A 15555-nucleotide genomic window follows, 5' to 3' on the forward strand; every position below is an offset into this window, starting at 1 on the left:
GAACCATGATAAATATTATGTTAAATTTAAATGCCAGATTGTACGGACTTCATTTTCTCAACAATGTCTATGCATTGAACAGCTTCTTTGACATCGTGAGTGCGTAAAATATTTGCGCCTTTGATTAATGCAATTGTCTGTGCAGCTAAAGTACCTCCAAGCACTTGATTCTGATCAGATTTACAGGTTGTATATATCATACTTTTCCGCGAAAGACCAACTAACAAAGGTCTTTCTAAAATGCAAAAACATTCCAACTGGCCTAGTAATTCAAAATTTTGATCAATTGTTTTACTAAATCCAAATCCCGGATCAATGATAATGCTCTGCAGACCGGTTTGCATAGCTTTGTCTAATGCAATTGCTAACTCCCGAATCACATCTGAACTTGTATGCTTGTAATGTTTTTGATCTGCATGATGGAAATTTCCAAATGCACCGCGACTGTGCATCAGAATATATGCCAATCCTGCATCATGTATGCTTTTGAAGACATCTTGACATTGGTGGGATCCAGTGATGTCGTTGATGATATCTACTCCAAGGTCTATGCCAATTTGGACAGATTCAAGACGAAAAACATCCAAAGATGTAATGAGTTCAGGAAATGCATTTTTAATAGGCACTAAAAACTTCTGTATCAATCCAGCTTCATGATCTGTTGGCACCAATTTAGCCCCCGGACGCGAGCTCATTGGGCCAAGATCAAGTATATCCATTCCCTCCTTTATCATAACACTGACTTTGCCAATAGCAGAATCTATTGTGTTGCTGATACTTGACTGGTAAAATGAATCCTCCGAAAGGTTCAGTACCCCCATGACTTTAGGCCTTGTCAGTTCCAAGAGCCTTCCACGTATACAAAGAGCCGCTTCTTTGGATTGCATTGCGAATTTGACGGATTTTGTTCAAATACAAAGATAAACTCTTCCAGGAAAATCTGCCGATCTACTGACAATGGTTTAATATATAATTTTTTATACATTATATTTTTCTATAATGTGTAATATAAAAGTTAAGATTTGCCCATATGATATTTCGGATTACGCAGTTTCACATAATTTTTGTAGCTTTGCACTGCCATTTTTATTTTTCAACAAAACAAGCTATCAGGATGAAGTTAAGGAAAGGCCTGCTCGAGACTTTTGCCAAGTCGTTAACACTGGGAGTGCTCTTAATCGTTAATATCCTTCTGCTTCAGTTTATTTTAAGTGAAACACCATTTCAATTTAACAAAAAAGAATCCTCAATAATTTCAGAAAATTCAGATTGTTTCAGCAATTCTTATAGTTCATTTGGGTTTGATCACCAAAATTTCCAAATCAGCTCAATGTCGTTGAAATCAAATCAACTCCTACCAGATTTGTTTAGCTCGTATGGTTTTGATACCAAACAAGTGAGAACCATACTGGAAAATTTGAAGGAGCATTTAGATTTTAGATCTTTGAAAGCAGGGACAAAATTGGCTTTTGTATCTACAAACGACTGCACAACGCCTGATTTTTTTGCATTTGAATTGAGTCCAAAACAAGTACTGGTAGCTGATCTTGGCAATGACGGTTGCTGCAAAGTGATGGAAAAACAATCAGAAATCAAATCTGAAATTGCTTTAGGCATGATTTCAAGTTCCTTGTGGGAAGCGTTGGAAGATCAGTCAGTCCCATCTGGGATTATAGATCAAATGGAGGATGCCCTTTCAAGTTCTTTGGATTTTCATCAAGTTCAAGCAGGTAATGTGTTTAAGTTATTATATGACCGTCTTTATATTGATGGAAAACCAACAGCTGAGGGAAAATTGAAAGCTGCTTATTTTAAGACAGATCAAAATGAGCATTATGCTTATGGTTTTCTACAAGATGGCAAATTTGACTACTACGATAATGAAGGGAGACCGATGCGAAAATTTTTCTTAAAAGCTCCTGTAAGGTTTTCTCGCATATCGTCACCATTTGCTTCCAGACGTTTTCATCCAGTGCTCAAATTTAATCGTCCGCATTTAGGGACAGACTACGCAGCACCTTATGGCACTCCAATCATCGCCGTTGGCAATGGTGTAGTTGAGGCAGCTGCCTACACCGGTGGAAATGGTAAATTTGTCAAAATCAGACATGATAAAACATATCAGACTCAGTACCTTCATATGTCTAAATTTGCTCAGGGAATCAGAGCCGGAACACACGTACAGCAGGGACAAGTAATCGGATATGTAGGCTCGACAGGATTGGCTACTGGACCTCACGTATGCTTTAGGTTTTGGAAAAATGGCGCACAAGTTGATCACAGAAAACTAAACTTTCCTGCGCAAGAACCTTTACCCGCCACTGCTCTCGTAAATTTTTCAAAATATAGAGACAGTTTAAAAACTCAATTTCTCAATCTTGAATTTGCGACTGCGAAAATCAGAAGCTAAGAAAGTATAAGACCTAATTCGACGACTTTAATTTCTCAATCCTATTTAGTATCTCATTTTCGATAGCATTCATTTGCTTGCGGTCCCTGTTATAAAAATATATTGCTTGGTTGAAAATGCTATCATCAAGATGTTGTTCCTTTAAAAACTTGGCTTTATTCGCAGCTATCACAGAATCTCTGTCCCTATAAGGCAATTCTTCGAAATGCGCTTCCAATAAAGCGAATTCAGTCATAATGGCTATGAATTTTTCCTTTTCTACAGGCGGCTGTGCCTTATCGCCGGTTCCACAATTAGTCAAATAAATCGCCGAAGTAGCGACAGATATCAATAATGCGGAAAACTTAAATTTCTTTGGGAACATAACGATCAACGAAATTAAGGTATTGAAAGTCAAAGTCTCTCCATGAATTCAGTCGATATGTTGTCTGAATTACCCCACATGTAGGCATATCATAGATTGCATATTTAGTAAGCATACGTACCAATTCATCCATAGTAGGATTATGAGCAATTAAGACAATATGGTGGAATTTATCATTTGTACTACGAATACTGCTTTTAAAATCCGCCAAACTCCCATGATACAGAGAATCTTCAAAATTTATAGCGTCACTATCTGTATTCCATATTTTAACAAAATGCTGACAAGTTTCTCTTGTACGCTGAGAACTACTACAATGGATGTAATATGGCACTTTTATCTTTGATTTCAGGAATTCGCCAATCGATGATGCATCTTTGTTGCCTCTGCCATTAAGAGGTCGCTCAAAATCACGCATCCCCGGCTCCGACCAATCACTTTTCGCATGTCTTATAAAAAATATTTCTTTTTGTTGTACCACCGTATTCTTTCACTTATTTTTGCAAATTTACTTCATTTCTAAAGCAAATTTTTCTGCCATTTGAAAATAATTCTTGATAGTCTGGAAGAACAGTTGGATGAAAGGCAATTTGTGAACATCAAAACAGCCATCCGCAGCGGAGCTATTAGAAAAGCAATAGAGAAAAACAAAAACCACTGGCTATACGTCATTAAGCACGACTTTCACCTTTTAGAATGTGAACTGCATTATAGTGCTAAGAGTGTGCGTTCTGCAATTTGCAGCATGTGCGGTGTCCAGCAAGAATGTGACCACGTATTGATGGCTGCTTACTGGCATATCCAACATCTTCATAAAATTAAAAAAAATGAAGAGAAAAGTCGCGAGCCAAAACCCTATCATCTGGATCAAATTAAAATATTCTTGGAACAGACGCCAAAACCAAAATTGGAAGAAATATTACTCCGTCTGGCGCATATAGATCTAGAAGCAAGAAAACTGATTTCACTTTACACCCTACCTTATTTACAACATTCGCAGAATGAATCTACAAAATATGAGAAGGCTTTAGCTCAATTTGATGTCGATTCGATAGGTAAAACACATTCCCCGAAGTTGAACAAATCGAGATTGCAGAGCCTTGAAATTCTGTACCAAACAGCGATTTCGTTCTTTAAAGAAAACCAGATCATTGAATCTTTCTGGATCAACCTTGCTTTGATTGATAAAATTTCACTGTGGTTCTATAATCCCTCTTCAAACCCAAGCTTTAGGGTTAGTCAGTACAATAAGAAATACCATCAATTATTGTATGAAATAGTGCATGCTATTGTAGCTCCTGAAGCTTTGGATAGTATCCTACCTTCCTTACAAAAAGTATTTTTACATCCTTCATATTCTGTGATTTCAGCCAAAGAAAATTTGCTACAAATCATGATGCGAAAATTCGCAACCAAACATTTTACACCAGTTATTCTCCATTTTTTAAATCAAGTGCTATGCTCAGCGGATAAAGATTTGAATTCAAAACTGGAAGCCGCAGAATTTTGGATACAAAAGGCGTCAACAAAGGACAAAGAAAAACCTGTGATTGATTTTCTTAGCTCTCAAAACTATTCGTCAGTTCAATGGCATGAATTACTTTCACAAAAGCAAATTCAGTTTAGCAGCCAAATGATTTTCATGTTTGAAAAATCCTTGAAGCGAGTATCGGATATAAAAACTAGGGACCTCTTCGTTCAAGTCATCCTTCAATACTATACCGGCATGGGAGACCTTAAAAATTTTGAGAACCTTGCCAGGTCTGAGTTCCTTCAATCCGGCTCACTTAAATACGTAAAAATTCTACACGAAAGTAATATTATACAACTGGAAGAATATGTGGACCTGCTACATGAGGCCTATTCAAAAAAAGTAATTCAAACAGAAGCCTATTTGATGGAATTACAACAAATCCAAAAAATAGGATTACTCAAAGACGAAATACTTCGGCTTCAGTCCATTGACCTTGTAAACCTGTTTGCTGACCAATTGATACCTGCTTATGCAGATGAGATATTGCTATTCTATACAGATCACTGTATTTCATATTTGCAAGAGCATGCAGGTCAGGAGGCATATCAATATGTAGAAAACATTAAAGGCAAACTAAAAAAATATAGCAAAGATAAGGCAGATGTTAAACTTCATTTATCCCTTCTCCAACATTTCCCGGAACGAATCAGCTTGTTTCAAAATGCATAATTTTAAAAAAGCAAACATGATATGAAATCCAAACTCACATTTATATTCTCTATTCTCATTCTATTTTCTTGCAATACAAATTCAAAATCGACGGTACCAGCAAAAGAATGGATTAGAACAGCTACAATTTATGAATTAATCCCCTATAAATTTTCTGAGGCTAAATCTCTGCAGGGAGTGATTGACAATATCAACCATTTCCGAAAATTGAATGCCAATACCGTTTCATTGATTTCAATGCTTAAATATGAAGATCCGGGAAACAATTTCAATCCTGGTAACGTAAATTCAGTATCAGATCATTACTCAATCAATCCAAGATATGGCGACGTGAAAGAGGTCATTCGATTCATTGACACTTTGCATCACACGCATATGAGAGTCCTTCTAGAAATAGACATGACATTGACTCATCCACTGCACACTTGGAGGAAAGAGAAACCTGATTATTATCTTTCTTCTGAAGCTATGGTAAATAATAATTTTAATCCGGATTATGTAAAATTGAATTTATCCAATGTTAATGTTCAAAAGGAATGGATTAAAATACTGGAACATTGGATGAGTACTTTACCAATAGATGGTTTCATTCTTCGATCTACAGAATCCGCTCCAGATGCATTTCTGGAAGATATCATCAAAGCTGTATCTTCAGACCCTTCGCGAGTATGTATCATTGATAAGTGTACCGAAGGATCGAAGAGTATTCCAGCTTTCCATGGTGAAATAAATCACGATTTGTACGCACAGTTCCTAAAAATGAATAATGATTCAGTGGACATGAGTTTTTTCCAGAAAATGATTGATCAATCCAAGTCTGAAAATTTCTTTTTCGTAAATTATAGTCATGATCTCCATATCGATGAATATGAAGCAACTGTCCCGCAACGATTTTATTCAAATCATAGAGCCCTGGCGGTGCTATGCAATTTTCTACCTGGAGTACCTATCATGCTCAATGGACAAGAAGAACCTTTGTATGAAAGGATCAATACATTTAATACAACTCCTATAAAAATGCCATTTCTTTTTGACCTGGTTTTTTACAGGGCAATGTTTATTCACAGGTATAGTAATAAATCCGTTCAAGCAGTACGAAAGGAAAATGAAGTCAGCATCGTAAGTTCATCACCTCAGGTGCTCTCTATGCTGAGAAAAACGGGAGATCACCAAGACCTGATTTTGGTAAATCTGAGCACAAAGGCAGCCTCTTTTCATATCGACACCAACTTTCCAAAATGTTATGAGCTATTTACAACTGTACTACAAGAATTCGACACAGCGACAGAGTACAAACTTTACCCTTTCCAATTTCTTGTATTGACAAACAAATTCTAAAATGTTGCATTTGGAATTGATTTGCATCGGAAAAACCAGTTTTGGATATATTCAGGAAGGCTTGGATGACTACATAAACAGATTAAAGCACTTTTGTAAATTTCAATTGAAGGTATTACCGGACATCAAGGAGAATTTGTCTCGTTCTGAACTTATTAAAAAAGAAGAACAACTTATTGTCAAACATCTCGTCAATAATAATGATTACATTGTCATATTAGATGAAAGAGGCCAACAGTTTACATCATTAAAATTTGCCAATTGGCTGGACAAAAAACAGGTACAGGGCATAAAGAAAATAGTCGTTATTATCGGCGGTGCCTATGGTTTTTCAGAAGAGTTCAAGACTCATGTAAATGAAAAAATCTCGCTCTCAGAGATGACTTTTTCACATCAAATCATCAGACTTATCTTTACTGAACAATTGTATAGGGCTTTTAGTATAATTCACAAATTACCTTATCATCATGAATGACCATTATCCAGTTATCACAATTTCTTTAATGATCACTATAGGAATAGTCTCCCTCATGGGGTTTACAAATTATAGTATAATCAACCAATACAAACATTATCCCTATTACGAATGGCGTGAAAAATCATATTATCGATGGATAAGCTGTACATTCCTACATGGTAATTACATGCATTTGTTCCTTAATTTATTTGTATTGTGGCAATTTGGTAGCTTGATCGAACAAATCTATATGGTCAAATTTGGGTTCTGGCAAGGAGCTTTGGTTTATTTAGCATTATATTTTGCATTGGCAGTATTATCATCAATTCCAACTTTCTTCAAGCACAGAGAAAACTCTGATTATGCTAGTATAGGCGCTTCGGGAGTCATCTCGGGTCTTCTTTTCATTTTTATTTTGTACTTCCCTACTACAATGCTATCTGTTTTCTTTTTCCTGCCTATGCCTGCTTGGGTCTTTGCATTATTGTACCTTGGTTTTTCCTGGTACGCATCTTCAAAGCGTCAGGATGGCATTGATCACGAAGCCCACTTTTATGGAGCTGTTTTTGGAGTAATTGCAGGGCTTGCATTAGATCCTCAGCTTGTATCAAAATATCTAAACTATTGAATTTTCTAATGAAATACTGTTGAAGCTATAGATTAAAGCTGAAATACTTTTCAGAATCACGAAACAAAAATTGGATTAATAATTTTTAAGCTTCAGTTTGAAAAGGATAGTGATAGTCTAAAGGTGGGTCAAAATTTTCTTTAATGGTTCTCGGGGACACCCATCGGTAAAGATTCAAAACGGAGCCCGCTTTATCATTCGTACCAGAAGCTCTTGCACCTCCAAAAGGCTGTTGCGCTACGACAGCACCAGTTGGCTTGTCATTGATATAAAAATTTCCGGCAGCATTTTTCAATTTTGAACTGACTCTAGAAATGATTGCTCTATCACTAGCAAAAATTGCTCCTGTTAAAGCATATGGTGAAGTAGAGTCTACAAGGTTAACCACATCTTCAAATTTCTCGTCATCGTAGACATAAATTGTTAAAACGGGACCAAATATTTCTTCTTCCATGGTTATATAATGAGGGTTGGATGTTAAAATAACCGTAGGCTGAATAAAATAACCGGTACTTTTGTCGCAATGCCCTCCAAAAACAACCTCTGCATCTGTATCACTTTGAACTCCGTCTATGTATGATTTGATTTTATCGAAAGCTTTTTCGTCAATCACAGCATTAATGAAATTCGTAAAATCTTCAGGTGATCCCATTTTCATATCTTGCAAATCTGATAGGAGAGAATTTTTTACTTCCCCCCAAATGGATTTTGGTATATAAGCTCTTGAAGCAGCGCTGCATTTCTGTCCTTGGAATTCAAATGCTCCTCTGGACAATGCCACAGAAACTGCTTTGGCATTGGCAGAAGGATGTGCTAGAACAAAGTCTTTACCGCCTGTCTCCCCTACTAATCTTGGAAAGGATTTAAAATTTGACAATTGGTTGCCAATCGTAGCCCAAATTTGTCTAAACACAGCGGTAGATCCAGTAAAATGTATACCTCCAAAATCATGATGTGAAAAAATTTCTGCTCCCGCTGTACTTCCATTGACAAATACAAGATTGATTACACCGTCAGGTAGACCCGCTTCCTGAAGAATTTTCATTATCAAAGATGCAGAATAGATCTGAGTTTCTGCCGGCTTCCACACTACTGTATTGCCCATCAATGCAGGTGCACAAGGCAAATTACCAGCGATTGAAGTAAAATTAAATGGCGTCAAAGCGAAAATAAACCCTTCAAGAGCCCTGTATTCCATTTTATTCCAAATCAAAGGCGAGGATTGTGGCTGTGTATTGTAAATCTCGGTCAAAAACTGAACATTAAATCTTAAAAAATCACAAAACTCACATACCGCGTCAATTTCAGCCTGAAAAATATTCTTTGACTGACCCAACATCGTCATAGCATTGGTCATGGCTCGATATCTCCCTGAAATCAAATCGGCCGCCTTCAGAAAAATAGAGGCTCTGTCCTCCCATCTCATATTTTCCCAATCTGGTTTTGCATCCATAGCAGCCTGAATAGCAGAGCGCACATGAGTAGCGTCTCCTTTTTGATAATAGCCTAAAACATGCTTGATATCATGAGGAGGATGGATTGCTATCCTCTCAACACCACTGACTTCTTGGCCATTTATGATCATGTTTATTTCGAGTACCTGTTCTTTCAGTGTTTTAAGCGCAGCTTTAACTTGTTTTTTTTCCAAAGAACCTGGCGCGTAACTTAGCACTGGCTCATTTTTCATTATTGGTATATGCAGGATTGAATTATTCATGGATTGAGGTTTATATTAATATTTGGAATTTCGTTTGCAATAACTTCAGGAACAAATTTTCTTACATCATGTTTAGCCATCACAAGTTCCCGAACGACTGTGGAGCTCAGTTGTGAAAACTCTGGTCTACACATGAGCAGTATTGTAGTGAGTTGTTCATCGATTTGTTGATTCATTTGCGCAATAGTTTTTTCGTACTCAAAATCCTGCGTATTTCTCAAGCCACGAATTAAATAGTGCGCTTCGATTTCTTTGCAAAAGAGAGCGGTCAATCCGGAATAAATTTCGACTTTAATCTTTGGCTCTTGCTCAAAAATTTGCTCTATCCATTTTTTCCTTTGCTCTGCTGAAAAAAGCGATTTCTTTACAGAGTTTATCCCTATAGCGATAATCACTTCATCAAACAAATATTGAGCTCTCAATACCACATCCACATGTCCGAGGGTCATTGGATCAAAAGATCCCGGAAAAACAGCTTTTTTAAATTTCATACTTGCACAAAATTAAAGAGTAAAAGCTTCGCTATCCAATTGTACCTGAGTAAAAATAGCAACTAAATAAAAAAGCGGGACTAGCCCGCTTTTTATTCGTATATAAGATGTGATTACAATCAAGCTTCTTTGCCTCCGTTCAACTGATCATGATATTCATAGAAGGCTTTCCATTCTCCCCGAGCTGCCAAATCTGCTTGCTTAGGCCAAGTAGATGGATTGGCAAGCTGAAAGCGATCTCCTGCAGCTGTAAGAATAGCCTGGATGTCACTTACAGCAGTAATTGACAGAGCTTTCCAAGTTTTTATTCCCGCTTCATGAAGCAGCAACTCAATTTTTGGTCCGATGCCCTCTATTGCTTTTAGGTCATCTTGATCGTACCTTTTCAATAAACCCATTTTAATGAGTACACTTTCCAATTTTGAATTTGTTTCTGTATTGGAAGAATCATCTTTTCCACCAGCAAGCTGCTTCTGCAACATAATCAATTCATCCCACTGGCCATGATGTGCCAATCCGGCTTGTTGTGGCCAACTGGTCGGGTCAATGATTCGATATTTTGCATCAGCGGATTCTAGATCTTTTTTCAATTGGGCTCCATCCTGCAAAGAAAGATCCTTCCAGGTGATTATACCTTTTGATTTTAAAAACTCATCCATTTTAGGTCCAATTCCTTCAACGATTTGAAGCTGATCAGGATGGAGCGCAGCAAATGCTGTTTCAGGTATATAACTTGAGCCTAAATGTTCACTTGACATTCTGGATTCTGGAAACAGTTCTGTTTTCTGGTCTAAGTCAATATGAACGGGTTCAGATTTCTTTGAATTTTGGCAATCTTCCAATTGCAATTGAGTAGATTTTAACTCAATTCGAAGTCTATTCAACTCATCACGAAGACTAGCCTCTGATTTTAACCTTAGGTCCAGATCTGCCTGCATTGAACTCCATTTCGCCTGAGAATTTAGGTCTAGACTTTCTGTCACAGTTTCATCGGATTCCACAGGATATTGAGAATTGAGCAATCTAGAAAACCACCATCCAAGTAGAAATGGCAGCAACCAAGAGAGTAAAACTTGCCACCAGGCGAGGTTACAAATAGAAAAAAGTAATATCATGGCAATGATTTTTATTTTTTTATAATAAGTTCAGTTCTACGATTAAGTGCTCTTCCATCTTCAGTATCGTTGGAAGCTATTGGTTGGCTTTCACCAAAAGATTCTACGCTAATGCTCTTTGCTATAACACCTTTTGAAACTAGATATTTCTTTATTGTGATGGCTCTATTCAGTCCCAATTTTTTATTTTCTTGATCATCGCCGACATTGTCAGTATGACCTTTAAGGTCTATTTTGAATTTTTCCTCTATTGCCCTGGCTGCTACTTTATCCAGAAAACTAATCAATTCCGGTGATTTATCCCAATCAGTTGAATTGAATTCATGGTGAATAATAGCTTTATTATCCAATTCTTCAACAACTGGAAGTGCTAATATAGCGCTGGTTAATACATACAAACTATCAGAGATGAAGTCAGAATCAATCAATTTTGAGTTTGTATTATAGGTCGCAATCACTCCCCTTTTAACCAATTGTGTTTTCATCATTTCAGCCCTGGCAAGTCCTAAATTAGCATAAGTTGTATGATTAATTTCTTTGGAATTGTAGAAGCCGGTAATTGTCAATTCTTTATTTCCCTTTTCAATTTTGCCGAGTGAATCTGCATAGGTTCCCCAATGCGCGCCGAAACTAGCACTGTCACTATTCGAATGGAAATAAATATTGCCGGGTAATGCTTTTGAAACAATCTGAGTTTCGCCTTTTGGCTCTGAATCTGATTTGTTCATTGAAGCTGTGCAACAGCTTTCTTTACTACAAGACCAGATACTGAAATAAATGACACCTAGAAGAAGCCAAAGTATAAATGCTAACCATCTCATTTCCCAGATTTTGTTAATAAAATTACAAAAATGTGACTGAAATACTTGCTAAAAGTAACATTTTTATTCTTTGCGACACTAATCTATGTATTTTTTTTCTGAAAATGATACTAGAAGAATTATCCAAAAGACCCTTTTTGCTCCTCTTGCTATTGTTTGGAATGGTGACCCTAACATTAGAGAGCATAGCCTATGAAGGCAGGTGTGGAAATTGGTCAAACTGGACATTGGGTATATTGAGTTTAATATTTTCGTACTTACTCTACTACTCACGAAGACATTCAATTGGAATTATTGGAGGAATTTGCATTGCATCTTTATTGATCAATGTCACCCATAGAACGGACCAACATTGGCAGATTCGACAATCTGAAGGTACCAAAACCAGAGAACAAGTATTAATAGTAAAAGAACATTTTAGCAATGAGCCATATTCAAAAATCATAGCATCCGATGAAGATAAAAGATTGATTTTATTAACATCCTTTGAAAAACTACCAAAGCTATACCATGGAGATACTTTAATAGCGTTAATCAGGAATACCCCAATTCAAAGAGCATCTATTTACGACCCATACAATGAAGCAAAATATCTACACACCATGCATATTTTTCAAAAAGGCATGGTTGATTCCCTTATACAAATCAATAAAAATAACGGCTCACACCCAAAGCGCTTATCTCAAATGGCAAACGAATGGGCATGCCTGCAAATTGAAAAATACACCAAAAGAGAATACTCCGCATTACTTTCCGGAATATTGTTTGGGAACAAGCAAGGTATTTCTAAGGATACAAAAAACGCCTTCATTCAAACAGGAACAGCTCACATTCTTGCAGTAAGCGGATTGCATGTTGGTATGCTCTATGTCATTGTTAGTTTTATATTTCGCTTCATCCCATTACCGAAGAAATTCAAATGGATAAAATCAGTTTTAACGATACTCAGTATTTGGTGTTTTGCATTTATATGTGGTGGAGGTGCATCGATCATTCGTGCTGTGGTCATGTTCACATTATGGGAAATTGGAATTCATTTAAAAAAGTATGCCGATAGTATAAATATTTTGTGTGCGACAGCTTTCATTATGGTTGTGCTAGACCCTTGCACCTTGTTCGATATTGGATTTCAGTTGTCTGTGGCTGCAGTACTGAGTATTATCTTATTCCAATCTCATTTCAGAAAAATATGGCCTGGAAGCAACAAAATCACAAACCACATAGCAGAAAATTTGTGGATAACTATTTCTGTTCAGATTTTGATAATTCCTTTGACACTATACTATTTCCATCAGTTTCCAACATATTTTATCCCAGCAAATATTATATGGATTCCGCTTTCGTTTTTATTAATGGTATGTGGTCTGATGATTATTGTCACAGCTGGTTTAATTCCGACAATCGCTATCATATTCGGATGGTTGTGCAACGTACTGATGTTGACCGGTACCAAGACTTTCGAAGTTTTGGAGAAATTGCCATTTTACATCATTGATGGCATATGGATCAATCTTTTCCAGTTGATCATCACCTTTTCGAGTATTTACTTTCTTTATCAAAGTTTTTCACGAAAACATTTTCCTTCTCTTAGGATAAGTATGCTACTGATGATCGTGTACGGAGCCAGTTTCCTAGTCCAATATTCTCTGGCAAATCGGACTGAAGAAATCATATTTTATTCTCTAAAAGATAAAGAAGCTTTTGACAAAAGGGTCGAACATAGTGTAATTTCGGGATTGACGGATTCAATCCCTGCAAATGTCAAATTGTATAGAGCAGCAAATTTTGTAGATCAGGTATGGGAACTCAGAGATTCACTGAGCAAAGTAAGGTACCTGGAACAACTTGCCTCCCTCGGTATTCTTCTAGTAAATAAGGACAATTTCAAAAACATCCAGAAATATGACACGATTCCTCCTAATATTGTGGTATTAGGAAACACCCTTAAACCTTTCCAAAAAAAGCTGATTAAAAAAATATTTACAAATCAAGATGCTATCATCCATGACTTGAAAACAGAAGGATCACTCGTTTTAAAACTATAATAAATACTTATGCAAACAACAGGGAAATTCTATGACAAACTGTATCTCAGTAAAAATGAAAGGCTCGGGATAGCCTTGCTTCTTTTGGTACTCTTGTGTGTTGTATTCATACCTATTCTTTGGAGAGGACGGATGAAAATTGAGGAATACAATCTTAAATCATCTCCTGGTAAGATTGAACAAGAGCTTACCGGGATAACAGAGATTTCAAATCATGTAAATCCACTGCAAAGTAAGAGCAAACGCCTTAATCCATTTCCCTCTAACGAATATAAAAACATTCCAAATCAATTATTTGAATTTGATCCCAATCATCTCACAAAACAGGATGCAATAAATCTTGGAATTTCAGAAAAAACCTATGAGATTCTGCAAAACTATTTAGAGAAAGCAGGTATGATTTCTTCATCTGAACAGTTTTCTAAGATTTATGGTATTTCTCCTGCACTCTTCAAAAAACTTGAAAAGTACATTAGATTCCAGAATATCACTGCAGTAAGTGCCAAACAAAGTTCTTATTCAAAAAAGACTATTGAATCCATTGACATCAATGAGGCCAGTGTAGAAGACTGGTCAAAATTACCTGGAATTGGACCCGTTCTATCAGATCGCATCATTCGTTACAAAAATAAGTTGGGAGGCTTCTATCATGTTGACCAGTTGATGGAAGTTTACGGACTTGCACCTGAAACACACGAACAAATAAAGCAATATTTGAAATGCAATCAGAGAATTACTCCACTCGATTTGAGGGAAAAATCCATAAAAGAAATTGCAAGTCACCCATATTTGGATTACAAATCGGCAAAACTCATACATGCTTTTTTGAAGCAGCATCCAGATATCAGTTCAACCAATGAACTAAACCAAATATTCGGTTTAGATCAAGCGACCATTGAGAAAATTGGCCCCTATTTATCCTGGAAAAATAAAGATACTTTATCGGAATGAAGCTGCTTTATCGACCAGTTTCTTAGAACCGATAATTATGGGAGAGCGCTGATGCAATTCGGAGATTTCGATGTCAAGAATCCGTTCATTTTGTTCATTAATACTCACTCCTCCTGCTTGTTCTACAATAAAACTAAGAGGATTGCATTCATACAACATCCGCAACTTACCACTTATATTCTTTGATGTTGAAGGATACATAAACACGCCGCCAAGACAAATCGTGCGATGAATATCAGCTACCATCGAACCTATGTATCTCAACATTTTCTTTTGATCCACACAGTATGAAATAAAATTTTTGATTTCATTTGTAAAATCAGAATAATAAGACTGATTTACACTGTAATAAGGTCCATCTTCAGGCATTGCCATCTGAGGATGTGACAAGCAAAATTCACCAATACCTCTGTCATAAGTAAAACCATTAACACCCATTCCAGTAGTAAAAACGAACATTGTTGAAGTACCATACAAAACATAACCTGCTGCAATTAGATGAGTTCCCTTTTGAAGAAAATCTCCCCACACTGCAGGAGATCCAACAGGACTTATGCGTTCATAAATTCCAAAAATAGTTCCCACAGAAATGTTGACATCAATATTGGATGATCCATCTAATGGATCCATCACTACTATATATTTATGGGGACTACTCTTTACAGCAGGAAAAGAAATGTACTCATCCAATTCCTCTGACGCGACACCAGCGCATAAACCCGAGTTTCTCAGATATTCAATCATGAGTTCATTTGTATATATATCCAGTTTCTGGACTGTGTCACCAGATGTATTGACTGTACCTTCGATACCGAAAACGTCCATTAATCCTGCTTTATTCACTATCCGATTGACGATTTTAGCTGCAATTCCGATATGCCTCAACAGCCCTGAAAACTCTCCTGTTGACAAAGGAAACATTTGCTCGTTCTGGATAATAAATTCGTCCAATGTTATTCTTCGTGACATATTTTCATTTTTCTGCAAATGTACTCCTCATCCACGGCTAATCAAA

General features: G+C 36.6%; 15 protein-coding genes. 7 read left to right on the forward strand and 8 right to left on the reverse strand.

The features are described 5' to 3' along the window. Positions 1-26: 26 nt before the first annotated feature. On the reverse strand, positions 27-887 hold the full coding sequence (gene folP, locus IPI99_13110) for a dihydropteroate synthase (GenBank protein MBK7341450.1): 861 nt from the start codon (positions 885-887) through the stop codon (positions 27-29). Between the two features lie 443 nt (positions 888-1330). Between folP and IPI99_13115 the strand changes: the two genes are divergently transcribed. Continuing rightward, positions 1331-2410: a peptidoglycan DD-metalloendopeptidase family protein gene (locus IPI99_13115; protein MBK7341451.1), complete on the forward strand. Its 1080-nt coding sequence runs from the start codon at positions 1331-1333 to the stop codon at positions 2408-2410. 13 nt (positions 2411-2423) lie between these two features. On the opposite strand, the gene IPI99_13120 is transcribed toward IPI99_13115, so the two are convergent. Both IPI99_13120 and IPI99_13125 read right to left on the reverse strand, forming a co-directional pair. Next, positions 2424-2774, reverse strand: a complete 351-nt coding sequence (locus IPI99_13120; GenBank protein ID MBK7341452.1) for a DUF4296 domain-containing protein — start codon at positions 2772-2774, stop codon at positions 2424-2426. Continuing rightward, complete coding sequence (locus IPI99_13125) at positions 2755-3255, reverse strand: histidine phosphatase family protein (protein ID MBK7341453.1); 501 nt, start codon at positions 3253-3255, stop codon at positions 2755-2757. Before IPI99_13125 ends, IPI99_13120 begins: the two co-directional genes overlap by 20 nt. A 60-nt stretch (positions 3256-3315) precedes the next feature. On the opposite strand from IPI99_13125, the gene IPI99_13130 reads away from it, so the two are divergent. Genes IPI99_13130 through IPI99_13145 form a run of 4 tightly spaced genes read left to right on the forward strand, consistent with a single transcriptional unit; the run spans position 3316 to position 7400 of the window. Continuing rightward, positions 3316-4977 carry a hypothetical protein gene (locus tag IPI99_13130; GenBank protein MBK7341454.1) on the forward strand — a complete coding sequence of 554 codons (1662 nt, stop codon included), beginning with the start codon at positions 3316-3318 and terminating at the stop codon, positions 4975-4977. 21 nt (positions 4978-4998) lie between these two features. Continuing rightward, entirely contained in the window at positions 4999-6315 is a 1317-nt protein-coding gene (locus tag IPI99_13135; GenBank protein MBK7341455.1) for a hypothetical protein, read from the forward strand. A 4-nt stretch (positions 6316-6319) separates the two neighbouring features. Next, entirely contained in the window at positions 6320-6790 is a 471-nt protein-coding gene (locus tag IPI99_13140) for a 23S rRNA (pseudouridine(1915)-N(3))-methyltransferase RlmH (GenBank protein MBK7341456.1), read from the forward strand. Further along, the gene (locus IPI99_13145) at positions 6783-7400 is read left to right on the forward strand and encodes a rhomboid family intramembrane serine protease (GenBank protein MBK7341457.1); all 618 of its coding nucleotides are present in this window, start codon (positions 6783-6785) and stop codon (positions 7398-7400) included. The genes IPI99_13140 and IPI99_13145 overlap by 8 nt, the downstream gene beginning before the upstream one ends. An 85-nt stretch (positions 7401-7485) precedes the next feature. Here the strand turns inward: IPI99_13145 and pruA are convergent, their stop codons facing one another. The 4 genes from pruA to IPI99_13165 form a co-directional block, all read right to left on the reverse strand. Further along, positions 7486-9117, reverse strand: coding sequence for an L-glutamate gamma-semialdehyde dehydrogenase (gene pruA / locus IPI99_13150; protein MBK7341458.1), 1632 nt, complete (start codon positions 9115-9117; stop codon positions 7486-7488). Continuing rightward, a complete protein-coding gene (gene coaD, locus IPI99_13155) occupies positions 9114-9608 on the reverse strand; it encodes a pantetheine-phosphate adenylyltransferase (GenBank protein MBK7341459.1) in 495 nt (164 codons plus the stop codon). Before coaD ends, pruA begins: the two co-directional genes overlap by 4 nt. Positions 9609-9727: 119 nt before the next feature. Beyond that, complete coding sequence (locus IPI99_13160; protein ID MBK7341460.1) at positions 9728-10723, reverse strand: hypothetical protein; 996 nt, start codon at positions 10721-10723, stop codon at positions 9728-9730. An 11-nt stretch (positions 10724-10734) separates the two neighbouring features. After that, positions 10735-11544, reverse strand: coding sequence for an OmpA family protein (locus IPI99_13165; protein MBK7341461.1), 810 nt, complete (start codon positions 11542-11544; stop codon positions 10735-10737). A gap of 104 nt (positions 11545-11648) precedes the next feature. Here IPI99_13165 and IPI99_13170 point away from each other — a divergent pair, with 104 nt between their 5' ends. After that, entirely contained in the window at positions 11649-13589 is a 1941-nt protein-coding gene (locus IPI99_13170) for a ComEC/Rec2 family competence protein (GenBank protein MBK7341462.1), read from the forward strand. A gap of 9 nt (positions 13590-13598) precedes the next feature. Beyond that, positions 13599-14540, forward strand: coding sequence for a helix-hairpin-helix domain-containing protein (locus tag IPI99_13175; GenBank protein ID MBK7341463.1), 942 nt, complete (start codon positions 13599-13601; stop codon positions 14538-14540). On the opposite strand, the gene fbp is transcribed toward IPI99_13175, so the two are convergent. Continuing rightward, on the reverse strand, positions 14529-15509 hold the full coding sequence (fbp, locus tag IPI99_13180) for a class 1 fructose-bisphosphatase (GenBank protein MBK7341464.1): 981 nt from the start codon (positions 15507-15509) through the stop codon (positions 14529-14531). The two genes, IPI99_13175 and fbp, sit on opposite strands and share 12 nt — an antisense overlap. Positions 15510-15555: the final 46 nt, after the last annotated feature.

The organism is Saprospiraceae bacterium (genome assembly GCA_016710235.1).
Lineage (GTDB): Bacteria > Bacteroidota > Bacteroidia > Chitinophagales > Saprospiraceae > Vicinibacter.